Genomic DNA, 23,796 nt, shown 5'->3' with positions numbered 1-23,796 from the left:
ATGTTCTTATCCGATTTCAGTATCAAGCGCCCCGTGGCCATGATCGTGCTGATCGTGGCGATGATGGCCATGGGGCTGCTGGCGCTGTCCAAGCTGCGCGTCAACCAGAACCCGGACGTCGACATTCCTGTCCTGATCGTCAACATCCCGTATCCAGGCGCGTCGCCGGAAACCGTGGAGCGCGAGATCGTCAACCGCCTGGAAAAATCGCTGCAGAGCATTTCCGGCGTGACCGACGCCTTCAGCACCTCGCGCGAGGGCAGCGCCACCATCGAACTGCGCTTTGCCTTCGACAAGAACCTGATCGAAGCCTCGGACGAGGTGCGCAACTCGATCGCCTCGGTGCGCTACAAGCTGCCCACCGAGATGCGCGAACCCATGATACAGCGGGTGGACGACTCGGCCCAGCCGGTGATGCAGATCTCGCTGTCGTCGAAGGGCATGTCGCACGCGGCGATTTCGCGCCTGGCCGAAGACAAGCTGGCCGACCGCTTCCGCGCGCTGGACGGCGTGGCCGTGGTCAACGTGAACGGCGCGCTGCGGCGCGAGCTGTCGGTGCTGCTGCGCGCCGAGAAGCTGCGTGAATACAATGTGTCGGTGGCCGAGGTGGCCAACGCGCTGCGCATGCAGAACACCAACGCCCCGGTGGGCAAGGTGCGCGGTGCGCTGGACGAGAAGGCGATCCGCCTGGTCGGCCGCATCGAGCGCCCGGAAGAGTTCCAGGACGTGGTGGTCAAGCGCCGCGGCGACGAGCTGATCCGCCTGGGCCAGCTGGCCACCATTGAAGACGGCTTTGCCGAAATCAACAACGTCAGCCTGCGCTCCGGCAAGGCCAACGTGGGCCTGTCCATCATCCGGTCGCGGGAAGCGTCCACCGTCAGCGTGGCCAAGGAAACCCGCGCCATGGTGGCTGAAATCAACAAGGAACTGGGCGACACCGCTTCCCTGGAAATCACCCAGGACGGCGGCGAGGACGCGCAGGATTCCCTCAACAACGTGATCGAAGCGCTGGTGTTCGGCGCCGTGCTGACCATTTTCGTGGTGTACGCCTTCCTGAACTCCTGGCGCTCCACCCTGATCACCGCGCTGTCTCTGCCGACTTCGGTGGTGGCTGCCTTCATCGCCGTGTGGCTGTGCGGCTTCACGCTGAACTTCATGACCCTGCTCGGCCTGTCGCTGGCGATCGGCGTGCTGATCGACGACGCCATCGTGGTGCGGGAAAACATCGTGCGCCACATGCAGATGGGGTCGGACCGCCGCAAGGCCGCGCTGGACGGCACGGCCGAGATCGGCCTGGCGGTTGCCGCCACCACCTTCTCCATCATGGCGGTGTTCATTCCGGTGGCCTTCATGCCGGGCATGCCGGGCGAGTGGTTCCGTCCGTTCGCGCTGACCGTGACCTGCTCGGTGGCGGTGTCGCTGTTCATCTCCTTCACGCTGGACCCGATGCTGTCGGCCTACTGGGGCGACCCTCCCGACCACCATACGGCCCAGAAGAAGGGCATTGGCAAGGTGCTGGACAAGTTCAACCACTGGTTCGACCACCAGGCCGACCGCTACGGCAAAGTCATCGCCTGGGCGCTGCACCATCGCCGCTGGATGGCGGTGATCGCCTTCGCCACCTTCGTCGGCGCGCTGTTCCTGCAGGCCAAGTGGGGCGGCACCAGCTTCCTGCCGAAATCGGACTTCGGCAGCCTGGCCATCGAGGTGCGCACGCCGTCCTCGTCGAGCCTGGAATACACCAAGATGAAGATGTCCAAGGCGGCGCAAATCGCCCACACCATTCCGGAAGTGAAGGCCACCAGCACCTATGTGAACCTGTCGGGCGGCCGGATCTGGGTCGACATCGGCAAGCGTTCCAAGCGCAACCGCGACGCCACCGCCATCGGTGTGGAGCTGCGCCAGAAGCTGGCCGGCCTGGTCGGCGGCGAGTTCGTGGTGCTGGACGACCTGTCCAACAATGCCCGCAAGCCGGTGCAGATCGACTTCGTCGGCCCGGACTCGCGCAAGCTGATGGAAATCACCAACACCTTCATGGAGAAGCTGCGCCAGGTGCCGGGCGCGGTGGACGTGGGCCTGTCCGAGCAGGATCCGAAGGACGAGCTGCAGATTGAACTGAACCGTTCGCTGGCCAACTCGATGGGCATTTCGGCCGGCGACGCGGCGCAGGCGCTGCGCGTGGCGTTTGCCGGCATCGAGGTGGGCGACTGGGTCGACCCGACCGGCGAAACGCGCGACGTGGCGGTGCGCCTGCACCCCGAAGACCGTGTCAGCCTGGACAATATTGAACGCCTGCCGATCGGCGTGTCCAACACCAATATGATGGTGCCGCTGGACCAGATCGCCCGCATCACCATGGGCAAGGGCCCGTCCACCATCCGCCACAAGGACGGCAAGCGCTCCATTTCCGTGTCGGCCAACGTGGAAGGCCGCTCGCACGGTGAAGTGATCTCGGACGCCATGAAACTGGCCAAGTCGCTGGACTACCCGCCCGGCTTCGGCCTGGACGTGGGCGGCTCCGGCAAGGACCAGAAGGAAGTGTTCACCCAGATGGGCATTTCGCTGGCGGCCGGCATCGGCCTGATGTACCTGGTGCTGGTGATGCAGTTCGGTTCCTTCACGGCTCCGGGCGCGGTGATGCTGTCCTTGCCGCTGTCGCTGATCGGCGTGGTGGTGGGCCTGCTGCTGACCGGCGGCACCCTGAACCTGATGAGCTTTATCGGCGTCATCATGCTGATGGGCCTGGTGGCCAAGAACGCCATCCTGCTGCTGGACGCGGCGCGCAAGCGCGAGGAAGAAGGCTACGGCCGCGAGGATGCGCTGATGTACGCCGGCCGCATGCGCTTGCGTCCCATCCTGATGACGACCTTTGCGCTGATCGCCGGCATGATGCCGGTGGCCATCGGCATGGGCGAGGGCGGCGAATTCTACCGTCCGATGGCGATCGCCATCATCGGCGGCACCATCACCTCCACCTTCCTGACCCTGCTGGTGGTGCCGACCTTCTACGACAGCATCGAGATCGCCCGCGACCGCATGGTGGCCAAATTCCACCGCCGCGACGCGCGCTGGGGTTCGGCGCTGGCCTTCCTGCTGACCTTCGTGGAAGCGCTGCTGGCGCTGGTGTTCGTGCGCCTGGTGTACCGCATGCTGAAGTGGGTGGTGCTCAAGCTGATGGGCCGCGGCGCCGGCAGCCTGAAGCCGGCCGCCTGACGCCTGACGCCAGATCCCGGCCGGAACGCACGGTGACGCTGAAAGGACCCTTCGGGGTCCTTTTTTTATTAGAAGGATAACTCAAGGTAATTCCTTCATAAATGTAGTATGCTACCGCCCCTCCCGCACCGGTCCCCCGCTGCAGGGAATATGAAAATGGCAATGAAGCATAATACTCAGCGAGACCCACATTGAAAACTAAACACCTGCCCCTGATCGTGGCCGCCGCCCTGGCCGCCATGTCCACTTCCGCCCTGGCTTCCGGCTACCGTTTCGGCTCGCAGAGCGTGGCCGCGCAAGGCACGGCGGACGCCAACGCCGCCGAGGCGGACGACGCCAGCGTGCTGTTCTACAACCCGGCCGGCATGAGCCGCCTGCAGGACCAGAACTTCAGCGCCGGCGCCACCGCCGTGGTGCCGCACTCGACTTACAAGGACACCGGTTCCAGGCGCTTCACCGGCACCCCGACCGGCGGCACCGCCACCGAAGACTACGCCCCGGACCTGGTGGTGGCGCCGTCGCTGTACTACACCAGGCAGATCAATAGCCAGTGGACCGCCGGCGTGGGCTTGTTCGTGCCTTATGGCACCAAGCTGAACTACGGCGACAACTGGAACGGCCGCTTCGCGCTGACCAACATCAAGCTGGAATCGATCGCGCTGAACCCGTCCGCCTCGTTCAAGCTGAACGAGCAGCACTCCTTCGGCTTCGGCGTGACCGCCGAGTTCATGAAGGCCGAGCTGGGCCAGGCAGTGGACGTGCCGGGCACCGTGGCCGCGCTGGCGGGCACGCCGAACAGCGCCGCGCTGATCAAGCAGATCGTGGCGCTGGGCGGCAACCCTGCCGCGCTGGCCACCGTGAAGGACGGCCGCGGCGAGAACGACGGCAAGGACTGGGGCTTCGGTTTCAACCTGGGCTATATGTTCCAGCTGAACAAGGACACCCGCTTCGGCATCGCTTACCGCTCGTCCATCTCGCACAAGCTGAAAGGCTCGACCGTGTGGGACTTCTCCAAGGTGACCGGCGACCAGGTGGTGAACAAGGTGCTGGCGGCCAGCTCGCGCAAGGTGAACTCGGCTGCCCTGGTGGCGCTGCGCACGCCCGAATCGCTGTCGGTGAACGGCTTCCACCAGATCAACGACCGCTGGGCCGCCATGGGCGACGTGACCTGGACCCGCCATTCGCGCCTGGGCGACCTGCACATCGAATTCCCCGGCACGGACGAAGGTGACGAGGTGATCCGCCAGCAGTGGAAGAACAGCGTGCGCGTCTCGCTGGGGGCGAACTACAAGTTCGACGACAAGCTGACCCTGCGCGGCGGTATCGCGCATGACCAGACGCCGGTCAACAGCGACGAGCTGCGCCATCCAGCGCTGCCGGACAGCGACCGCAACCAGTTCTCCTTCGGCGCCAACTACAAGCTGTCGCCGCGTTCGTCGATCGACCTGGCGTACAGCTACCTGGACTTCAAGGATGCGAACGCCAACTACCGCAACAATTGCTCGCCGCTGACCCTGGGCTGCACCGGTAACGGCGAAACCACGCGCGGTACATACCAGACCCATCTGCAACTGCTGGGCGTGGCGTACAACTACCAGTTCTAAGCGCCGCCAGGCGGCTTGAACGCGAAGAGGCAGGCTGTCCCGCAAGGGCAGCCTGCTTTTTTTTTATTGATTAGTATTTCGGCGGCGGCGTATCTTTGCTGGTGTTGCTGCCGCTGGTACCGCTAGTACCGCTAGTACCGCTAGTGCCGCTGCCGGTAGTCCCCGATGTGCCCGACGTGCCGCTGGAGGGCGGCGTGGCCGAAGGCGTGGTGCCCTGGTCGGCTGGCGGGGTGGGGGCCGGGGTCGGGGTGGTGTCGGGCGTGGTGCTCGGCGTAGGTGTCGCGGCCGGCGGCGTGGTCGTGGCCGGGGTGGTCGTGTTGCCGCTCGTGCCGGTGCTGGTGTCGGTGGCGCGGTCCTTGCAGCCTGCCAGGGTGGCGGTGGCGAGGACGGCGCTCAACAGCAAGGTGGTGCTCAGTGCTTTCATGGTGTTTCCTTTCACGGTGATCAGGTTATAACGGTGGATTCGCCAGAGTAAGTCCTTGTGATTGGATTCGCTTGCGGGCCGAAGGTTCCGCCTATCTTTGCCCGCTCAAGCCGGCGCCAGCGTGCGCAGCAGCGCCGGCACTTCGGCCGAGATTTCCCGCGCCAGGTAGCCCAGGATGCCGTAGCGCAGCGCCAGCTGGTCGCCGGCTGCCGCGTGCAGCGCCACGCCCCAGGCGGCGGCCTGTTCCAGCGCGCAGCCGCGCGCCGCCAGCCCGGCAATAATGCCGGCCAGCGCGTCGCCCGAGCCGGAGATGGCCAGGCCGATATTGCCGCCCTGGTGTTCCCACAGCTCGCCGTCCGGCGCGGCAATCACGGTCATCGCCCCTTTCAGCGCCACCACCGCATTCCAGCGCGTCGCATAGCGCTGCGCCATGCCGTGCGGGTCGGCCAGCACCGCCGGGCGCGGTTGCCCGCTCAGGTGGGCCAGCTCGCCGGCATGCGGCGTGAGCAGCACCGCTTCCTCGAAACGGAAGTGTTCGCTGTCCACGGGGTCGGCCAGCAGGTGGGGCTCGGCCGGCGGGCGCAGCAGTTCCATCGCGCCCGCGTCCAGGATGATCTTGCAGCCGGCAAAGCGCGGCAGCAGGGCGCGCACCAGCTCGGCGCTGGCGGCCTCGTCCTGCATGCCGGGCCCGACCAGCAGCGCATCCACCTTGGACGCCAGTTCGCCCAGCTTGCGCGCGGCGTCGATGGAAAAGCCGCCGCCGGCCGTCTCCGCCAGCGCGATCACGCGTGCTTCCGGCAGCGCGGCGGCCACGTGCGGCGCGGTGCTGGCGGCCGTGGCCAGGGTCAGCTTGCCGGCGCCTGCGCGCAGCGCCGCCGTGGCTGCCAGCAGGGCCGCGCCCGGCATTTCACGCGAGCCGCCCACCACCAGCACGTGGCCGCGCACTTCCTTGTCGCTGTCGAAGTTGGGCAGCGGCAGCGGCCACTCGCGCAGCGTGCGCATGCTGATCTCGATGGCGGATGTCTTATTGCTGGGCATGGCTGCTCTCTGCGTATGCCTGTGCGGCGGTCAGGATTTGGGCGCGGCCGGCAAGTCCGGCTTGGCGGTGACGGGCGTGCCGCTGTCCTCCAGCGGTGCGACGAAATTGGCCGCTTGCAGCACCAGCTTGCCGTGCTTGCCTGCCGCCGCGTCGAACACATAGGAGGTGACGCCGCAGTTGGGCACGTCCGCCTCGCGGTCGATGGCCAGGATTTCGCCCTCGTCCATGCGCTCCAGCAGATAGCGGAAGCAATTGACGATGACCTGGTGGCCAACGATGAGCACGCGGTCGCCCCGGTACTCGCGGGTGATGGTGTCGAGCACGCTGCGCAGGCGCAGGATGACGTCGCACCAGCTCTCGCCGCCGGGCGGGCGGAAATAAAACTTGCCCACGTGCTTGCGCTGCTCGGCCAGCTCGGGAAACTTGTCGGCAATGCCGAGCGGCGTGAGCCGGTCCAGGATGCCGAACTCCTTCTCGCGCAGGCGCTCGTCGGCAATCACCGTCAGCCGTTCGCGGCCCAGCAATTCGACCACGGCGGCCGCTGTGCCGGCTGCGCGCACATAAGGGGAATGCAGCACCACGTCGGGCTGCTGCGCGGCGGGCAGGCCGCCGAACCAGGCCGCCAATGCGCGCGCCTGGCGTTCACCCAGTTCGGACAGGGGAACGTCGACATCCCGGTGGGCGATGTCGATCAAAAACTGCGACGCGGCCTCCGCCGCTTCGCGTGCCACGTTGCCCGCGCTCTGGCCATGCCGCACGAGCCACAGTTGCTGAGGCCACTTCTGTTCCATGCCGTCTGCTCCGTCCGAGAAGAAGTCCGGCCATGCTAGTCGAATTTACAAAAGTGTGTCGCGAGGATGCTTAGGCTGCTTTACTTTTCTCTTCCGTTTCCGTGTCCTCGCCCAGTTCGGCGTCGGCATGGAACACCGCCATATCGGTCTGGCCCAGCACGCGGCTGGCGACGGTGCCGGCCGCAATCGAGCCGCTCACGTTGAGCGCGGTGCGGCCCATGTCGATCAGCGGCTCGATGGAAATGAGCAGGCCGGCCAGCGCCACCGGCAGGTTCATGGACGAGAGCACGATCAGCGCGGCGAAGGTGGCGCCGCCGCCCACGCCGGCCACGCCCACCGAGCCGATCGCGATGATGGCCAGCAGCGGCACGATGAAGCCGGCCGTGAAAGGATCCATGCCCACGGTGGGCGCGATCATGACCGCCAGCATGGCCGGGTAGATGCCGGCGCAGCCGTTCTGGCCGATGGTGGCGCCAAAGGAAGCGGCGAAGTTGGCGATGCCTTCCGGGGTGCCGAGGCGGCGCGTCTGGGTCTGCACGCTCATCGGGATGGAGCCGGCGCTGGTGCGCGAGGTGAAGGCGAAAGCCAGCACCGGGAATATTTTCTGCACGTAGCGCAGCGGGTTCAGGCCGGCCGCCGACACCAGCGCCAGGTGCACGCAGAACATCAGGATCAGCGCGCTGTACGAGGCCAGCACGAAATGGATCAGCTTGAGGATGTCGGCATAGCTGGAGCTGGCCACCAGGCCGGCCATCAGCGCGAACACGCCGTAGGGGGTGAGCCGCAGCACCAGGGTCACCATGCGCATCACGATGGCGTGCGCCACCTTGATGAAGTGGTCGAAGGAGGCGAACAGCTCGGGCTTCTTGTCGTGGATGCCGATGGCGGAGATGCCGATGAAGATGGAGAAGATCACCACCGCGATGGTGGAGGTCTTGCGCGCGCCGGTCAGGTCGAGGAAGGGATTGGCGGGGATGAAACTGATGAGCATGCCCGGCAGCGAAATCGCCTGCGCGTCGCCCAGTTTGCCTTGCAGGTAGGCGCCGCGCGCGGCCTCGGCCGCGTTGGCGGTCAGGCCCACGGCGCTCAGCTCGAACAGCCGCGCCATCAGGATGCCGATGCCGGCCGCCACGATGGTGGTGGCGATCAGGGTGCCGATGGTGAGCGCGCTGATCTTGCCCAGCGATGTGGCGTTCTTGAGCTTGAGGATGGCGGCGATGATGGAGACCATGATCAGCGGCATGATGATCATCTGCAGCAGCTTCACGTAGCCGGTGCCGACAATGTCCAGGTAGTCGCCGGTGGTCTTGAGGTCCAGGCTGGCGGCGCCGTACACGGCTTGCAGGCCTGCACCCAGCAGCACGCCCAGGCCGAGGCCGGTGAACACGCGCACGGTAAAGCTGGCGTGGCTGCTTTGCTGCCGGTACATGAAGGCCAGCAGCGCCAGCGCCACCGCCAGGTTGATAACTATGTTGATTGCCATTGGCCCGCCCCGGACTTGTTGTGAATGAACTGTTGCCGGTGCATTTTAAGGTAAATCCAGCTCAGCCGTCAGACCGCCACCTTGTTGTACTTCAGCCAGCGCGCCATGGCCTCGTCGCGCACCGGGCCGGGCGGATGTTCCTGCACGCTGAGCTGGGTCTGCAGCAGCCAGCGGTACAGCGCTTCGTTGTCCTTGAAGACGGCGGCCGGCGCATGGATGGTGAGGCAGGCCAGCGCCTGCCGCGTCCACAGGCTGAGCACGAGGTAATGGCTCAGGTGCGCACCGCTGCCGTCCAGCCCCGGGAAGGTGCCCTGGTATTCGGTGGCTACACCCTGCACCCGCATGCCCCAGTTCTCGCCCTCCAGGCGGTAGGGGCGCTTCACCTGATTGAGCCAGGGCATTTCCTCCGCCACCTTGCGCAGGCGCAGTTCGTTCCAGTCATGCACGGTGAGGCTGGTGTTGGCCACGCCAACGGCTGCCAGCTGGCTGCCGCCGGAGATGTCGAACAGCTGATAGACGTGGCCGTCCACGTTGTCGCGCCAGCCCTGCGGCGCGTTCAGCACGATGCCGATGCCGGGGCTGGCGAAACGCTTGAGCGGCAGGGTGCTGAAGTCCGGCGCCTCGGCCTCGATGTGGCAGGCGCAGCCGCAATTTTCCAGTGCCTGGGCGAATTGCTGGGCGCTGGCCAGGTCGATGTCTTTTTTCACGATGGCAAACGGCGCCGCCAGCAGCGTGTGCATCTGCTGCACGCTGCGCTGGAACAGCGCGGCCAGGCGCGCCGCCACGTGCGCGGTATCTTGCCCGGGCTTGGGGCCGCGCGCGATGACGCGGTAGCGTGCTGGCAGGCCGGCGGCGGCCTGGTCGACGGAGTTTGGCATGCGGTGTATGCGATTTAACAGAATTGCCAATAGGATAGGATAAACAGGGGCGTGCAAAATGCGCGCATTGTCACTTACGCAAAAAAAGTTTGCCAAACGGAAGTACGGGGCAGGGCGGGGCGGTTAAGGTTCAGGCGGGTGCGAGCCAGATGTCGAAGCTGGTTTCGCCGCTGCCGGTGGCGGCCAGCTTGTGCGCGTAGCCGTGCCGGTTCAGCACTTCGCGCGCGAACAGCAGGCCGATGCCCTGGCCGCCCTTCTTGGTGGTGAAGAAGGGGGTGAACAGCTGGCTGGCGGGCACGCCGCCCAGGCGGTCGCCCGAATCAATAATGCGCAACAGGATGCCTTGCCCGGCGGTCAGCGACAGGTGCACGTGGCCGCTGGCCTCGCCGCGTTCCTGCATGGCCGCTTCCACTGCCTCCATGGCATTCTTCACCAGGTTGAGCAGCGCCTGCTCCATCAGCTGGCTGTCCATGGGCAGCGCGGGCACGTCGTCGCGCCGCGTCCAGGCCAGGGTGATGCCCCGGCTGCGGCAGGGCTCGCGGTACAGGCCCACGATGTCGTCCAGGATGGCGCCGATGGCGGCGGGACGCAGTTCGGGCGCCGGCATTTTTACCACGCGGGTGAAGCGTTCGATGAATTCCCCCAGCCGCACGTTGCGGCGCCTGACCGCCACGATGGCGGTGCTGAAATCGTCGGCGTCGCGCTCGGCCAGCTGGCTGCGGTAGTACAGCAGGGATTCCAGCACCGAGCCGGTGGCGGCCACGGTGTTGTTCACCTCGTGGCCCAGTACCCGTATCATCTTGTCGTAGGTGGCGTGCTCCGAGTCGGCCAGCTCGGCGGTCAGCTCGTCGATCAGCAGGAAATGGCGGGCGAAGCCGCGGTCGTAGAAGTGCCCGCGCTGGCCGCGGTAGCGGCGGCCGTCCGGGTCGCTCAGCAGGCGGCTTTCGCCAAGCGGCAGCGCGTCCAGCTGTTCGAGCAGGCTGATGCGACGGGCGCGCGCCTGTGCGCCGGCCGCCGACGCTGGCGCCTCGGGCGGCGCAGCGGACGCGCTGCCGTCCAGCCACGCGCGCAAGGGCTTGCCGAGCGGCGCGTCCAGCCCGAGCAGGGCGCCGGCGCTGGCGTTGAGCAGGCTGATGCGGCCGTCGAAATCGAACACCACTACGGCGCTGGGCGTCGCCTCCAGCAGGCGGTCGAGGAAGCCTTGCTGTTCGCCCAGGCGCAGGCGCTCCTGGCAGAGCGCGTCCAGCATGCCGTTGTACTGGCTGACCAGCTGGCCCAGTTCGCTATCGTCGTCCGGTCCAGCCCGCTTGCCACGGGTGCGCAGGCGCGCCGCATAGTCCTGGTCCTGCAGCAGGCCCTGGAAGCGCTGGGTGTAGTCCAGCGGCTCAAGCGCCTGGCGGACCAGGCGCAGGCCCAGCACCCAGCTGGCCAGCAGCGTCGCTTCCAGGCCGATGAACAGCAGCGGCTGCGTGCGGTAGTGCAGCAGCACGGCCGCCAGCAGCAGCACATGCAGCGCCGCCAGGTACAGTTGCAGGCGCCGCCGCAGGCCTAGCATGCAGGCTCCCTCATGTGCTTACCCTCATGTGCTTTCCCTCATGTGCTGCCCCGGCCTTGGAGGGGGGCGGCGGATTCGGCGGCTTCGCCGGAGCCGCCGCCCATGCCGTGCCGCTCCAGGCGGCGGTACAGGGCGTTGCGGCTCAGCCCCAGCGCCTTGGACACGCGGGAGATATTGCCCTGGTGCTGCTGCATGGCCTTTTCTATCATGTGGCGCTCGACCTGCTCCAGCGTCATGCCGTCCACGCCCAGGCGCGTGCCGTGCCCCGTGGACGCGTCGCGCTGCTCGGCGTCGAGGAAATCGGCCTGCGCCAGCTGCCGCTTGCCCGATAGCAGGATGGTGCGCTCCAGCGTCTGCTTGAGCTGGCGGATATTGCCCGGCCAGGGCTGGGCGCCCAGCCAATCGAGTGCCGACTGCGCCAGGCCGATGTCGGCCAGGCCATAGCTGGCTGCCACTTCGGCTGCAATATGGCGCGCCAGCAGCGGAATGTCGCTGCGGCGCTCGCGCAGCGGCGGCAGGCGCAGGGTGATCAGGTTGAGGCGGTAGTACAGGTCCTCGCGGAACTCGCCGGCGGCGACCTGCCCGGCCAGCTCGCGGTTGGTGGCCGAGACCACGCGGATGTCGGCCTGCTCGCTGCGGCTGGCGCCCACCGGCAGGTAGCGCTGGTCCTGCAGCACGCGCAGCAGCTTGACCTGGTCGGTCCGGTTGAGCTCGCCGATTTCGTCCATGAACAGCGTGCTGCCGTGCGCCTCCGCCACGTGGCCCTTGCGGTCGGCCTTGGCGTCGGTGAAGGCGCCGCGCACGTGGCCGAACATTTCGCTTTCAAACAGCGACGGCGTGATGGCGCCCATGTTGATCTTCACGGCGGCGCGCGCGGCGCGCGGACTGTTGCGGTGGATGGCGTCGGCGATCAGCTCCTTGCCGCTGCCGCTTTCGCCCAGGATCAGCACCGGCGCACGCGTGGCGGCCACCTGGCCCACGGTAGCCAGCAGCTTGAGCAGGGCAGGGTGTTCGCCGACGATGCCGCTGAAGTCGAAGCGGCGGTCGAGCGCGGCGCGCGTGGGCGCTGCGGGCTGCGCCGCATCGCCGCTGCCGCCATCGCCGCCATCGCCGCCGCAGCTGTCTAGCGTGGCGCGGATCAGCTCCACCAGTTGCGCGTTATCCCAGGGCTTGGTGAAGAAGTTGGCCGCGCCGGCCTGCATGCCCTTTACCGCCAGCGCGATGGAGCCCCAGGCCGTCATCAGCAGCACCGGCACGGCGGCATGCTGCCGGCGGATGCGGCCCAGCAGGTCCAGTCCTTCTTCACCGCTGGTTTGCAGCGAGAAGTTCATGTCCTGCAGTACCAGGTCGTATGGTTCCGCAGCCAGCAGCGCCAGCGCGCGGCGCGGGTCGTCGCAGCTGTGCGGGTCGAAGCCGGACTGCTTGAGCAGCAAGGCCAGCGATACCAGGACGGCGTTGTCGTCGTCGACGATGAGGATGCGGGGCTTGCGGGATGATTCCATTGAGGCCATTGAGCTGCTTGTCGGTTGCGGGTTGATCTACTCGTAATGCAGCGCGGCGGTCGGGCTGAGGCGGCTGGCCCGCCAGCCCGGATACACGGAGCAGAGCAAGGATAGCAGATAGATAACGAGCATCGCCAGCCCGGCCGCCGCGAAAAACACTGGCCAGTTCAGGCTGGCGCCCAGCGCTCCGGTCAGCGGCAGCTGCACCAGCAACGCCAGGCCGCCCAGCATGGCCGCGCTGCTGAGCATGAACTGCTCGGCGATGATCTGGCGGTAGATGTCGCCGGCGCTGGCGCCGACGGCGCGCCGCAGCCCGATCTCCGGAATGCGCCGGGTGGTGTTCTGCCACAGCACGCCGAACAGGCCGAAGGCCACCATCAGCAGCAGGAAGGCCGCCACCACGGACAGCACCAGCAGCGGCGCCATGTCCACCTTGTGCATGGCGCTGCGCAGGTCGTCGAGCGGGGAGATGGCGAATTCCCAGCCGGGGCGCAGGCCTTTCAACTGCGCCTGCAGCACCGCCTCGAAACCGCGCGGCGTGCCCGGTTTCATGCGCAGCAGGATGGTCTGCGCGCCGTGCATGGTGGCGTCGGGGCCGAAGCGCATCAGCATGTAGGGGCGCGGCGTGGAGAACTCGCCGTGCTGGCGGAAGTCCTCCACCACGGCGCGCACCACGTAGCGGCTGGGCGTGCCGGCATATTCGCTGCTCAGGTACACCTTGCCGACGGCGCGCCGGGCGGCATCCGGTCCGGGAACCAGCTGTTCGGCGAACAAGCGGTTGATGACCACCGGCGTGTCGGCCAGGCCGTCGTCCGCCGCCGAATACCATGTGCCGGCCAGCGCCTGCATGCCGAGCGCGCGGAAGAAGCTGTCGCTGGTTTCCATCATGCCGACGCGAACGGCGCGCGCATCCGGCTGCAGGCGGAAGGTGCTGCTCATGCTGGCATGCTGGAACGGCGAGAAATTGCTGAAGGCGACTTCCTCCACCTGCGGCAGGGCGGCCAGCGTGCGCCGGAAGTGGTCGCGCAGTTGCGCGTCCCCTTTCATGGGCGGCGCATCCCTGCTGGTCTTGATCGTCACCGACCACACGTCCCCGGGCTGGTAGCCCAGCGGCATCCGGTACAGCTGCCAGCTGCGCGCGCCGAAAGCGGCAATGGCGAACACCAGCACGAAGGCCAGCAGGATTTCCAGCGTCAGCATCAGGTTGCGCGACTTGCGCTTCCAGATCAGTTTAAGCAGATGGCGCAGCATCAGGCGGCTCCCTTCAGGGCATGGACAGGATCGAGGCGCGACATTTTCCAGGCCGGCAGCACGCCGGACAGCAGGCCGAAGACGATAGTCACCATCAGGCCGTAGCCGAACACGGTGAAGTTGAGGTGCACCTTCAGGTAGGGGATGAGGGCGGACGCCTCCAGCCAGGCCAGAAGACCCCAGGTGCACAGCAGGCTCAATGCGCCGCCTGCCAGGCACAGCAGCACGTTCTCCAGTAGCAGCTGCCCGGCCAGCTGCGCGCTGGTGGCGCCGAAAGCCTTGCGCACGCCGATCTCGCCGCTGCGCTCCATGATGCGGCCCATGTTCAGGTTCACCAGGTTGAGCGCGGGCAGCAGCATGAACAGCAGCATCAGCACCGCCAGCGCCGCGAGCACAGTGGCGGCGCCGGAGTCCTCGCCTTCGCTGCGGGTGAGCATGCGCGAAAACAGCTCCAGCTTGTTGTCGGCCCAGAATTGCGCCGTGGCCCAGGCCTTGGGGTCGTCGAACTGGAAGTTGCGCGCCGCGCGCATCACTTCTTCCTTGATCAGCGGCAGGCTGGCCTGGTCGCGCGCCATCAGCAGCGCGGTGAAATTGCCGAATTGCTGGTTGCGGTATTCGGAGGAGGCATAAGTGGTGTGCGGCACCCAGATGTCGGAAAAGGCGTTAAGGTGCAGTTCGTCCTCCACCACGCCGACGACCTTGAACAGCTGGCCTCCGGTGCTGATCGGCTGGCCCAGCGCGGAAGCGCCGGCGAACAGCTTGCGCGCGGTGGTGGCGTTGACGACGGCCACCATGCGGCCCTGCGCCACGTCGTCCGCGTTCAGCACGCGCCCGGCCAGCACAGTGAAGTCGAGGATGCCCCAGTATTCGGCGTCGGTGCGGCGCAGCAGCAGTTCGCTCACGCGATCGCCCTGGTACACCGACACCGTTTCCGGCCCCGTGACGGCGGATACCAGCTGCGCCGATTTGATTGGCTTGAGCGCCTGCTCGATCATCTTGAAACCCAGCGGGCTGCGGCTGAGCTGGTGGCGGTCGGCGCCGCGGGCCTCGATCAGGTGCACTTGCAGATAGCGTCCGCTGCGCCCTTCCACGCCGGTGGGCTGGAAGGCGTTTTGCAGCAGCGCCGTCACCACCAGCAGCACCACCAGGGTGAGCACGATGCAGGCCAGGTTGATGGCCGTGAACAGCTTGCGGCGCATGAAGACCTTGAAGGCGGTCAGCAGGTAATTGCGTAGCATGGCGTCTCCCTACGTGACCAGCTGGCCGTCGAACACGCGCACGATGCGGTTGGCGCGGCGCGCCTCGTTTTCGTCGTGCGTGACCATGACAACCGTGGTGCCTTCGGCGTTCAGCTTGAGCAGGATGTCCATCACCTCGGCGCCCATCTTGCTGTCCAGGTTACCCGTCGGTTCGTCGGCCAGCAGGATCTGCGGACGGCCGGCAATGGCGCGCGCGATCGCCACGCGCTGCTGCTGGCCGCCAGACAGCTGGTTCGGATAGTGCTCCATGCGCGCGCCCAGGCCCACCTTCTCCAGCGCCTCGCGCGCCAGGCGCTTGCGTTCGGCCGCCGTCACGCTGCGGCGGTAAAGCAGCGGCAGTTCCACATTGTCGATCACGCGCAGGTCATTAATCAGGTGGAAGTTCTGGAAGATGAAGCCGAAGGTGCGGTTGCGCAGCCTGGCCACTTCCTTGTCGCGGTAGGACTTCACGGGTGCACCGCCGACGCGGATGGCGCCGGAGCCGGGCCGGTCCAGCAGGCCAATGAGGTTGAGCAGGGTGCTCTTGCCGCAGCCGCTGGGGCCCATGATGCAAACGAATTCGGCTTCCTTCACGTGCAGGTCGATATCTTTCAGCGCCAGGGTTTCCACCTTGTCGGTCTGGTAGGTCTTGCTCACTTTTTCAAGCTGGATCATGCGGTTTCTCCTTTATTCGATGCGGATGCTGTCGTGTTTCTGGTAGCGGCTGGTGTCCGAGATGATGACCCGTTCGCCGGCCTGCGCGCCGCCTGCGATTTCCACCACCTTGCCGTCGCTGGCGCCGATGTCGATTGCTGTGCGGCGCGCCACGCCGCCGCGCAGCACGAACACTTGCTGCCGTCCCTTGCCGTTGAAGGCCGGGCCGCTGTCGGCCACCAGCACGTTCGCCTTTTGTTCGGTGACGATGTTCACGTCCACGCGCAGCTTGTTGCGCAGCAGCGGGTGGCTGGGCTGCGCCAGCGCCACCAGCAGCTTGACGCTGCCGTTCTGGATTTCGGGCAGGATGGTGTGCACGCGGCCCGCCAGCACCTGGCTGCCTTGCTCCACGCGCACCGCCTGCCCGGGGCTGAGCAGGCGTGTGTGGAAATCCGACAGCGTCGCTTCCACGCGGTAGTGGGTGAGGTCGGACACCTTGGCCACCAGCTGGCCGACCGAGACAGCGGTGCCCTCTTCGGCGGCGAGCGACGTCAGCATGCCGGCGAAGGGGGCGCGCACCCGGGTTTGCGCCAGCAGCGCCTGCTGCTGGCCCAGCTGCTTTTGCAGGATGGACTTCTGCAGCCGGGCGCCCTCGACGCCGCTGGCGGTGCTGCGGCGGGTGTCCTCGATCAGTTCCTTCTGCTGGCGCAGCTGCACTTCGGTGCGCTGCACGTTGAGCTCCGCCGTCAGCATGTCCTCGCCGGACACCGCGCCCACCTTGCGCAGGGTCGCGTAGCGTTCGCGCTTGGCGCGCGTGCTTTGCAGGTCCAGCTCCAGCAGTTCGATGGCGCTGGCGTACTGCTTGTGCTTTTGCTGCATGTCCAGCGTCAGCCCGAGGATGCGGTTGTCCTGCTGCGCGATTTGCTCGTCGATGGCATCGATGGCCAGGCGCACGCTGCGGTCGTCCAGCTCCAGCAGCAGTTCATCGGCGGCCACCTGCTGCCCCAGCCTGGCGTGGACCTTGGCGACGCGGCTCTGGATCGGGCTGGGCACCAATTCCTCGTGTTCGGGCACCACCACGCCCGACGCGCTGACGGTATTGGCGATGCTGCCGCGCCGGACCTCGGCCACGGCCAGGTCGTTCAGGCGCACGCTGGGGCCGGCCGCGCGGTTGATGCCCCACGCGGCGGCGCACATCAGCAGGAGGGCGCCTGCGCCGGCAGCGAGTGCGCGGCGCCGGCGGCGGCGGATGATACGGGGATCGAGTTCGGTGTCCATGGCGATGCGCTTTGCAAGAGATACCGTTGCTATTGCAAAGCCTGTGCCAGCCGACACGAAGTTGACGGCGCAGCGGATTTCGCTGTGGAATCAAGCGCTTGGGCGCGCGGCGGGCACGCCGCACAGGGCGGCGCCCGGCGCTGCGTTGCCCGCCCCGGGGCAGCACTGCCCGGATCCGGGCAGTGTGCTTCAGGCTGCGTTTGAGCGCCTGGCCAAGGGCTACTTCAGCACCACGCTCCAGTTTTTTTCCACGCACCTGGCGTAGTTGCCGGCGATGAGGGCGCTGTACGGGGTCTGGTAGCTCACCAGCTGGCACTGGTAGTCGCCGCCGCTGTTCCAGTTCTTCTCCCAGTAGATGCTGTAGGCCGCCGAGCTGGAGGGGCCGAAGCGCTGCATGGTGGCGCAGGACAGCTGTTCGCCCGCCGTGTTCCAGCCCAGGTCCGCGGCGAACTGCCGGTAGTAGTCGATGCGGTTCTGCGCGGCCGGCTTTTCGGTGCCGGTGCCGCATTCGGCGTTGATGATCATGATGGTGGTGGCGAAGTTGTTGCCGGCGCCGGCGGCCGCGTCGGCCGCATTCGGGACCCAGGTGCCGTCGATCACGTGCAGCATGGAGGGCTTGGGCGGCTGCGGGTAGACGAAGAAGAAGGTGGCCGAGGCCAGGTTGAGCCAGGTGGACGCCACCAGGTCCGGCTCCTTCAGCAGCACGGACTGGTCGCCGCCGTACATCACTTGCGAGAAGGGGCCGTAGTTGTAGTTGTAGGAGAGCTGCTTGGCGCCGCGGCCGAAGTATTTCTTGTAGCTGCCGTCGGCGTTTTTCCCGCAGGTCCAGACCGCGTTGAACACGGGGTCCGCGCATTCCGTGTTGTAGCCGCAGCTGCTGCCGTTGTCGTCGCAGCCGATCTCGCGCAGGTACTTGAGGCCCTGGCGCCATTGGGGCAGCGGGACGCTGGCGTTGTGGTCGCCGGTCTCCTGGGCGAAGTGGGCGAACATGGTGGCCAGGGTGTGGCGGCAGATGCTGTCGGCGTTGCGGCCGTCGGTGTAGTCGTCGCATACGGCGGGGAACTTGGCGACGGCTTGCAGGAAGCGGCGGTAGGTGTAGCTCGGCTCGCGCATGCCGAAGTAGAAGTCCCATTTGGCGGACGGCAGCAGGCGCTCGACGCGCCTGACGTTGGCCGGGTTGGCGGCCGCGCCGGGCGTCACGGCTTCCACGGCGGGGTTGTCCAGTGTGCGGATGGTGGCCTTCACCTTGCGGAAGAAGTCGCTGTTGGTCAGGTCGGCCTCGCGCGCTTCGGCCTGGGCCCTGGTCGGGACGCCGCCGGGCTGCGTGCCGGGGTCGGGGTTGGGCGGCGGGTCGGTGGCGTCGCTGATGTATTTCCACGGGCCGTAGGTGTCGGTGGCGCTGGGGGAATTACCTTGGGTCCACCATTTGGCTTGGTATTGTTTGCCGAGGTGGATGGCGCACATGCCGGCGGTGTAGACCTGGGATGTGGACCAGGCGGGGCAGGATGCGGCGGTGGCGGCCAGCAGGCGCGGTGCGGCGGAGGCTGGTGACGGGTTGTCGCTGCCGCCGCAGGCCGTGAGCAGGGCGGCGAGCAGCGGCGCGAGAAGGCGAGGCTGGGGCATGGGGTCTCCGTTCGGGTGTTGTGGCCGGCGGGTTACGCGGCTGCGCCGCTAACCCGCCCTACGGATCTTGTACAGGCGGACCGTAGGGCGGGTTAGGCGGAGGCCGTAACCCGCCGCGAGCCGCTGCGGGCTTACTTGAGGACCACCGGCAGGTCCGGATATTCGTCAGCCAGCGCGTAGCGCACGCCGTTGACGGTGATGGTGTAGGCGGACGGCCCGCTGATCGGCAGCGTGTAGTTCAAGGTGAGCGACACGGACGCGCCGGGCGCCAGCGACTGCCACGCCGGGATGGTGAACCTGGCGCGGTTGAAGCTGGCCTTGAAGCCGCCGATGTTGTTCGGCCCCGTGTAGCCCGCCTTGATCACGCTCAGCCCGAAGCCCGACTGGTCGCTCATGCTGGCCGGTGCGGAAACCGGATAGTCGAATTCCACCACCGAGCCGCCGGGAATGGTGGCGGTGCTGTTGTTCGTCACCGTCATCACCGGATTGATCGGGTAGTTGCTGTCGCCCAGCTTCCAGCCGCCCAGTTCGATGCTGACCTTGGCGCTGCTGGCCGGGATCGGCGATTCTGCCCGTACTGCGCCGTACGGGCCGGCGGCCTTGAAGGCGTTGTAGATATTGGTGGTGAGCGAGTAGCCCATGAAGTACTCGCCCTGGCCGCCGCGCCTGGTGGCGTCCCATGCGTAGTCGCCGGCCAGCTCCCAGATCATGATGCCGCCGATGTTGTTGTCGATGACGTATTGCGTTTTGGCGGCCATCGACTGTGCGGTTTCGGTGGAGAGGAAGACCTTGCGCGTGGCGTTCCACAGCCATGGTGCGGCCATGGTGGCGCTGTAGTTCGGCAGGTAGCTGCCGGTCAGCGTTTTCTCGGTGATGCCGTAGGCGTCCAGGTAGTCCGGCACGATGGCGTTCTGCAGGTTGAGCGCGTGCCATAGCGGGTTGCCGCCGCCGGGCACCGGCTGGCCGTTGGCGTCCAGGTCGTGCCAGACGTTGTCGATGCCGGTCGCACCGGTGCCGCAGGTTTTCACGCCGGCGCAGGTGACGGTGCTGTTCACCAGCGGCGTGGTGCCCCACAGGCCGTTGCTGCCGCCGGTGACGTCTTTCCAGCCGCGCGTGTAGTACGGCACGCCGATGTTGATGCGGCCGGCCTGCAGCGCGCCGCGGTAGTAGCGGTAGGCCCAGTCCACGTTCAGGTAGCCGATGCCGCCGTACTGGTAGGCGTTGCCGGCCTTGAGTTCGGCGTCGTTGCCGTCGTCGAACAGGGCGGCGTTGGGGCCGACGTACTGGTTCCAGCCGCCGTGCAGGTCGTAAGACATGAGGCTGGCGTAGTCCAGGTACTTCAGGCCGGACAGGTTTTCCTCACCGCGCAGTATCCAGGCAGAGGCGGAGCCGGCGATGGTGAGCATGTAGTATTTCTGGTCCGCCACCGCTGCGGTGTCGAGCTTCTGGCGCACGGTTTTCAGCAGCACGTTGTAGCTCTTCATCAGGCCGGCCAGGCGCGGCTTGGACACGCCGAAGTCGAGCGGGTTGCCGGCTTCGTTGTTGGTGGTGGGGTGCTCGTAGTCGATGTCGATGCCGTCGAAGAAGGTGTACTGGCGCAGGAAGGCGACCATGGAGTCGGCCAGGGTGTTGATGCCTGCGCTGTTCAGGGAGCCATCGGCGTTGGTGGTGGCGGTGTAGAAGCCGCCGCTGCCAGCCCAGCCGCCCACCGACAGCATCACCTTCACGCCGGGGTACTTCTTCTTGTATTGCGCCAGCAGGTTGAAGTGGCCTTTGTAGGGCAGGGCCGGGTCCATCGCCGCCGCAGGGATGCCGGGCCAGGTCATGCCGGTGTCCGGGTTGGTGGGGCCGCTGCCGATCTGCACCTTGTTGGCGCCGTCCACTGCGGCGAAGGCGTAGTTGACGTGGGTGATTTTGTCCCAGGGGATGTTGTTGACCAGGTAGGACGGCGTGCCGCCCGCGCCCGTACGCCAACTGGTGAAGTAGCCGACGATGCGGCGGTTCAGGCCATTGGCCAGCTTCTCGCGGCCGTTGGCGTCGTACACGCTGCAGTAGGGTACGTTGGTGACCGGCGAGGCCAGGCCATCGGGGCGGCAGGCGACCGGCGTCGGCGTTGGCGTTGGCGTTGGAGTTGGAGTTGGAGTTGGAGTTGGAGTTGGAGTGGGCGTTGGTGTCGGTGTCGGTGTCGGTGTCGGTGTCGGGGTTGGCGTCGGCGTCGGCGTGGGCGTCGTCGCCTGCAGCTCCCACGGGCCCCATTGCTCGGTGCCGGGTACATTATTCTGTGTCCACCATTTGGCGGTGTAGGTCTTGCCCTGGTAAGTGACGCAGGCGCCGGCGGTGTAGACGCTGGCGGCGGCCCATTCGTCGCAGGGCGCGGCTGTGGTGCCGGCCAGCCGCCTGGCTTCGGGCGCGGTGGTGGCGGTGTCGCTTGAGCCGCCGCAGGCCGCAAGGGCGCCGCTCAGCAGCATGAGCATCAGCATATTGGTCTTCATTGTGTCTCCGATTTAGAAATCGTGATGTTGTGGGTAGTTGCTGTAGAAGTCGTTATCCCAGCGGAAGTTAGTGGCGGACACCGTGATCGAGACGTCCAGCGCCTCCACGAAGTGCCACCAGCCCACCGGCAGGAACAGGATCTCGCCCGGCGCCAGCACGCAGTCCAGCACCGGCACGCCGGCCATGGCCGGGTAGCGTTGCAGGTCGATGGCGCGGCCGTCCACCGGCGTGAAGCAATGCCGCTGGTTGTACAGGCGCGGCGTGTCGCACGGCGCGATCAGGCGCACCCGCTTGCGGCCCGAGATCTGCACCATGAAGTTGTTGGTCAGGTCGTGGTGGAAGGGCGTGATGGTGCCCGCTGGACCCAGCCAGAAATAGCCCGCGCGCTCGCCCGTCAGGTAGTCGGGCAGGGCGGGGACGTCGGCCCACAACTCATGCAGCGCCTGGCGGTTCTGCGTGTCGTTATTGGCCGTCATGTAGAAGTCGTTGGTCACGCCGCTACTGCGCACCAGTGCCGCATAGTCGCCGAAAGGCATGCGGCGCTTGTGCGCGATGCTGTTCATTTCGTAGTCCGGGTCCGCGTTGCGGCCGAACTGCACTTCCACCATGCGGTCCGCAAAGCGCCGGCCCAGCGACTCCAGCGTCCACTCCCTGCGCGCCACGCTGTCCTCCAGCATGCCTGTAATGATGACGGGCTGGTTGACGCGGTAGTGCTGGTGCAGGAAATCCTGCACCGATAGGCGCTCGCGGCGCGGGATCGCCGCGGCCTCCGGCGCCAGCCGGTTCAGCTGCGACTGGATGCCGAGCACCCAGTCGCGCTTGGCGAGGCGGTTGTGCAGGCGCTGGACGCCTTGCAGGTATGGGCTGCGCAGCGCGGCGTGGATTTCCGCGTGCGCGTCGCGCGCAACGACGCCGGACTTGATCAGGATGCCGGCCAGCGTCTCCGGATGGCTGCCGAGGATGAGGTTCTCGGCGATCCAGCATTTCCATTCGTCGCTGATGCCGGCCGGCTGGACCACTGTCCGGGCCATTGCGCGCGTCTTCATGGGCTTACCTTCCTTTCCACACTTCGCTGGTCAGGGCGCCGCTGGCGTCGCCGTCCAGCTCCCAGGAGAAGGCGCCGCGCAGGCCTTCATCGCGCACGTACTTCATCTTGGTGCTGATGACGGCCGGGTCGTCGTAGCTCCACCATTCGCCGGTGGTGGTGTACAGGTACAGCTGCTTGGTGACCGGGTGGGTCCAGCGCTGGCCGGCCTTGGCGATCAGCACCTTGTAGTCCTCGATGCCGGTTTCATAGGCGCCTGGTGCGCCGCCGGCGGCGGACTGGTACAGGCCGTTGCCGTTCGGGCCGGCGGCCACGCCTTTCCAACCACGGCCGTAGAAGGGCACGCCGAGCAGGATCTTATTCTTCGGCATGCCGGCCGCCACCAGCGCCGTGATGGCGTCGTGCGCGTTGTACTTGGCGACGTTGCCGGTCGATGGATCGGCCGGATCGTGGAACAGCGGGGAATGGAAGTTGGTGGTGCTTTCCCAGGCGCCGTGGAAGTCGTAGGTCATCAGGTTGATCCAGTCCATGTACTGGCCGTACTGGGCAGGCTCGGTCTGGGCGATCTTGTCCGCGCCGGCGCCCACTGCTGCGGTGAGCGGGTAGCGCTTGCCGTCGATGGCGCCTTGCGCGTCCAGCTGCGCGCGGAATTCGGCCATCAGCAGGGTGAAGTTGTGCTTGTCGTTCACCGCATCGAAGGTGTTGTAGGGCTGGCCGCCGCCGCCCGGGTATTCCCAGTCGATGTCGATGCCGTCGAACACGCCCTTGGCGGAGCCGGGGCCGCCGCGCCCATCCTGTACCGGCAGGTCGCCGGCGATGAACATCTTCACGCAGGACTTGGCAAGCTGCTTGCGCAGCGCGTCGGTCTTGGCGGCGGCCGAGAAGAATTTGGACCAGCTCCAGCCGCCCAGCGAAATGAATACTTTCAGATTCGGATGCTGCGCCTTCAGCAGCTTCAGTTGCAGGAAGTTGCCGGACAGTTTGGCGTCCCACGGCACGGACTGGCCGTTGACGGTGCGGGCGGGCTGGCGCTGGTAGTCGGCGTAGGCGTCGCCGCCGGTGCCTGCTGCGGGTGAAGTAGGGTTCTCGTTGCCGGTTTCGGCGCGCGTCACCATGTCGCATTCGTAGCCGCCGTTCTTTTGGTAGACGTTGCCGAAGGCGTAGTTGATGAAGGTGAGCTGGTCGGCGATGCTGGTCTGCACGCCGTTGACCGGGGTCTTGGTGGTGTGGATGTCGGCCACTTCGTAGCCGCGTCCGTACACGCCCCACTGGGCGAAGTAGGAGCCGATTTCACGGCCGGCCGGCGTTGGCGTTGGAGTCGGAGTTGGAGTGGGAGTGGGAGTTGGAGTTGGAGTTGGAGTAGGGGTGGGAGTTGGCGTCGGCGTCGGCGTCGGAGTTGGCGTGGAGGCTTGCAGTTCCCACGGCCCCCATTGCTCCGTGCCCGGCACGTTGTTCTGGGTCCACCACTTGGCCTTGTAGGTGGCGCCGTTGTAGGTGACGCACATGCCCACGGTGTAGATCGCGCCTGCGTCCCATGCGGGGCAGCCGGTGTCCGCCGCCGCCATGGCGAGCAGGCGCATGGCCTGCGGTTGTGCTGCCTGGTTGCCGTCGCCGCCGCAGGCGGCCAGCATACTGCCTAACAGCCCGACTAGCAGGCTGTTTGCCTTCATCGCGTTGCCCATACATGCTCCTTGGTCTAGGTTTTATTTCTGGATGTGTCCCCGG

The 23,796-nt window shown here is 66.7% G+C and carries 17 protein-coding genes; 2 read left to right on the top strand and 15 right to left on the bottom strand.

The features are described 5' to 3' along the window. Together ASC94_RS17820 and ASC94_RS17815 are read left to right on the top strand one after the other, a co-directional pair. Positions 1 to 3,213 carry an efflux RND transporter permease subunit gene (locus ASC94_RS17820; protein ID WP_056397637.1) on the top strand — a complete coding sequence of 1,071 codons (3,213 nt, stop codon included), beginning with the start codon at positions 1 to 3 and terminating at the stop codon, positions 3,211 to 3,213. A gap of 191 nt (positions 3,214 to 3,404) precedes the next feature. Beyond that, entirely contained in the window at positions 3,405 to 4,817 is a 1,413-nt protein-coding gene (locus ASC94_RS17815) for an OmpP1/FadL family transporter (protein ID WP_056397634.1), read from the top strand. Positions 4,818 to 4,887: 70 nt separating this feature from the next. Here the strand turns inward: ASC94_RS17815 and ASC94_RS31990 are convergent, their stop codons facing one another. The 15 genes from ASC94_RS31990 to ASC94_RS17740 all read right to left on the bottom strand — a co-directional run bounded on the left by ASC94_RS31990 (position 4,888) and on the right by ASC94_RS17740 (position 23,753). After that, the gene (locus tag ASC94_RS31990) at positions 4,888 to 5,241 is read right to left on the bottom strand and encodes a hypothetical protein (RefSeq protein WP_082616613.1); all 354 of its coding nucleotides are present in this window, start codon (positions 5,239 to 5,241) and stop codon (positions 4,888 to 4,890) included. A gap of 105 nt (positions 5,242 to 5,346) precedes the next feature. Then, positions 5,347 to 6,279, bottom strand: a complete 933-nt coding sequence (locus ASC94_RS17805; protein WP_056397627.1) for an NAD(P)H-hydrate dehydratase — start codon at positions 6,277 to 6,279, stop codon at positions 5,347 to 5,349. Between the two features lie 30 nt (positions 6,280 to 6,309). After that, positions 6,310 to 7,071 (bottom strand): histidine phosphatase family protein, encoded by a 762-nt coding sequence (locus ASC94_RS17800; RefSeq protein WP_056397617.1) that lies wholly within the window; start codon positions 7,069 to 7,071, stop codon positions 6,310 to 6,312. A gap of 70 nt (positions 7,072 to 7,141) precedes the next feature. Beyond that, positions 7,142 to 8,554, bottom strand: a complete 1,413-nt coding sequence (locus tag ASC94_RS17795) for an L-cystine transporter (protein WP_056397613.1) — start codon at positions 8,552 to 8,554, stop codon at positions 7,142 to 7,144. Positions 8,555 to 8,622: 68 nt separating this feature from the next. After that, positions 8,623 to 9,432 carry a hypothetical protein gene (locus ASC94_RS17790; RefSeq protein WP_056397610.1) on the bottom strand — a complete coding sequence of 270 codons (810 nt, stop codon included), beginning with the start codon at positions 9,430 to 9,432 and terminating at the stop codon, positions 8,623 to 8,625. A gap of 130 nt (positions 9,433 to 9,562) precedes the next feature. Beyond that, entirely contained in the window at positions 9,563 to 10,987 is a 1,425-nt protein-coding gene (locus tag ASC94_RS17785; protein WP_056397607.1) for a PAS domain-containing sensor histidine kinase, read from the bottom strand. A 38-nt stretch (positions 10,988 to 11,025) separates the two neighbouring features. Beyond that, on the bottom strand, positions 11,026 to 12,489 hold the full coding sequence (locus ASC94_RS17780; protein WP_056397604.1) for a sigma-54 dependent transcriptional regulator: 1,464 nt from the start codon (positions 12,487 to 12,489) through the stop codon (positions 11,026 to 11,028). Positions 12,490 to 12,525: 36 nt separating this feature from the next. Next, a complete protein-coding gene (locus tag ASC94_RS17775; protein WP_056397599.1) occupies positions 12,526 to 13,740 on the bottom strand; it encodes an ABC transporter permease in 1,215 nt (404 codons plus the stop codon). Next, positions 13,740 to 14,978, bottom strand: coding sequence for an ABC transporter permease (locus ASC94_RS17770; protein ID WP_056397596.1), 1,239 nt, complete (start codon positions 14,976 to 14,978; stop codon positions 13,740 to 13,742). The genes ASC94_RS17775 and ASC94_RS17770 overlap by 1 nt, the downstream gene beginning before the upstream one ends. 9 nt (positions 14,979 to 14,987) lie before the next feature. Next, the gene (locus tag ASC94_RS17765) at positions 14,988 to 15,653 is read right to left on the bottom strand and encodes an ABC transporter ATP-binding protein (protein ID WP_056397593.1); all 666 of its coding nucleotides are present in this window, start codon (positions 15,651 to 15,653) and stop codon (positions 14,988 to 14,990) included. A gap of 12 nt (positions 15,654 to 15,665) precedes the next feature. Then, the gene (locus ASC94_RS17760) at positions 15,666 to 16,910 is read right to left on the bottom strand and encodes an efflux RND transporter periplasmic adaptor subunit (protein WP_056397591.1); all 1,245 of its coding nucleotides are present in this window, start codon (positions 16,908 to 16,910) and stop codon (positions 15,666 to 15,668) included. A gap of 219 nt (positions 16,911 to 17,129) precedes the next feature. Continuing rightward, positions 17,130 to 18,533, bottom strand: a complete 1,404-nt coding sequence (locus tag ASC94_RS17755) for a glycoside hydrolase family 19 protein (RefSeq protein WP_056397586.1) — start codon at positions 18,531 to 18,533, stop codon at positions 17,130 to 17,132. Between the two features lie 131 nt (positions 18,534 to 18,664). Further along, the gene (locus ASC94_RS17750; RefSeq protein ID WP_056397583.1) at positions 18,665 to 21,025 is read right to left on the bottom strand and encodes a chitinase C-terminal domain-containing protein; all 2,361 of its coding nucleotides are present in this window, start codon (positions 21,023 to 21,025) and stop codon (positions 18,665 to 18,667) included. A gap of 12 nt (positions 21,026 to 21,037) precedes the next feature. After that, the gene (locus tag ASC94_RS17745; RefSeq protein WP_056397580.1) at positions 21,038 to 22,072 is read right to left on the bottom strand and encodes a cupin-like domain-containing protein; all 1,035 of its coding nucleotides are present in this window, start codon (positions 22,070 to 22,072) and stop codon (positions 21,038 to 21,040) included. Positions 22,073 to 22,076: 4 nt separating this feature from the next. Further along, positions 22,077 to 23,753, bottom strand: a complete 1,677-nt coding sequence (locus ASC94_RS17740) for a glycosyl hydrolase family 18 protein (RefSeq protein WP_082616612.1) — start codon at positions 23,751 to 23,753, stop codon at positions 22,077 to 22,079. Positions 23,754 to 23,796: the final 43 nt, after the last annotated feature.

Origin of the sequence: Massilia sp. Root418 (assembly GCF_001425265.1) — a bacterium.
Lineage (GTDB): Bacteria > Pseudomonadota > Gammaproteobacteria > Burkholderiales > Burkholderiaceae_D > Rugamonas.
The sequence above is the reverse complement of the archived record's forward strand: the minus strand, read 5'-3'. Positions and strand labels throughout refer to the sequence as shown.

Excerpts from the sequence above, each read along its gene's own strand:
- ASC94_RS17790 (WP_056397610.1), bottom strand. The coding sequence starts at position 9,432 with ATGCCAAACTCCGTCGACCAGGCCGCCGCCGGCCTGCCAGCACGCTAC.
- ASC94_RS17800 (WP_056397617.1), bottom strand. The coding sequence starts at position 7,071 with ATGGAACAGAAGTGGCCTCAGCAACTGTGGCTCGTGCGGCATGGCCAG.
- ASC94_RS17745 (WP_056397580.1), bottom strand. The coding sequence starts at position 22,072 with ATGAAGACGCGCGCAATGGCCCGGACAGTGGTCCAGCCGGCCGGCATC.
- ASC94_RS17820 (WP_056397637.1), top strand. The coding sequence starts at position 1 with ATGTTCTTATCCGATTTCAGTATCAAGCGCCCCGTGGCCATGATCGTG.
- ASC94_RS31990 (WP_082616613.1), bottom strand. The coding sequence starts at position 5,241 with ATGAAAGCACTGAGCACCACCTTGCTGTTGAGCGCCGTCCTCGCCACC.
- ASC94_RS17765 (WP_056397593.1), bottom strand. The coding sequence starts at position 15,653 with ATGATCCAGCTTGAAAAAGTGAGCAAGACCTACCAGACCGACAAGGTG.
- ASC94_RS17750 (WP_056397583.1), bottom strand. The coding sequence starts at position 21,025 with ATGAAGACCAATATGCTGATGCTCATGCTGCTGAGCGGCGCCCTTGCG.
- ASC94_RS17770 (WP_056397596.1), bottom strand. The coding sequence starts at position 14,978 with ATGCTACGCAATTACCTGCTGACCGCCTTCAAGGTCTTCATGCGCCGC.
- ASC94_RS17755 (WP_056397586.1), bottom strand. The coding sequence starts at position 18,533 with ATGCCCCAGCCTCGCCTTCTCGCGCCGCTGCTCGCCGCCCTGCTCACG.
- ASC94_RS17775 (WP_056397599.1), bottom strand. The coding sequence starts at position 13,740 with ATGCTGCGCCATCTGCTTAAACTGATCTGGAAGCGCAAGTCGCGCAAC.
- ASC94_RS17805 (WP_056397627.1), bottom strand. The coding sequence starts at position 6,279 with ATGCCCAGCAATAAGACATCCGCCATCGAGATCAGCATGCGCACGCTG.
- ASC94_RS17795 (WP_056397613.1), bottom strand. The coding sequence starts at position 8,554 with ATGGCAATCAACATAGTTATCAACCTGGCGGTGGCGCTGGCGCTGCTG.
- ASC94_RS17780 (WP_056397604.1), bottom strand. The coding sequence starts at position 12,489 with ATGGAATCATCCCGCAAGCCCCGCATCCTCATCGTCGACGACGACAAC.
- ASC94_RS17785 (WP_056397607.1), bottom strand. The coding sequence starts at position 10,987 with ATGCTAGGCCTGCGGCGGCGCCTGCAACTGTACCTGGCGGCGCTGCAT.
- ASC94_RS17740 (WP_082616612.1), bottom strand. The coding sequence starts at position 23,753 with ATGGGCAACGCGATGAAGGCAAACAGCCTGCTAGTCGGGCTGTTAGGC.
- ASC94_RS17760 (WP_056397591.1), bottom strand. The coding sequence starts at position 16,910 with ATGGACACCGAACTCGATCCCCGTATCATCCGCCGCCGCCGGCGCCGC.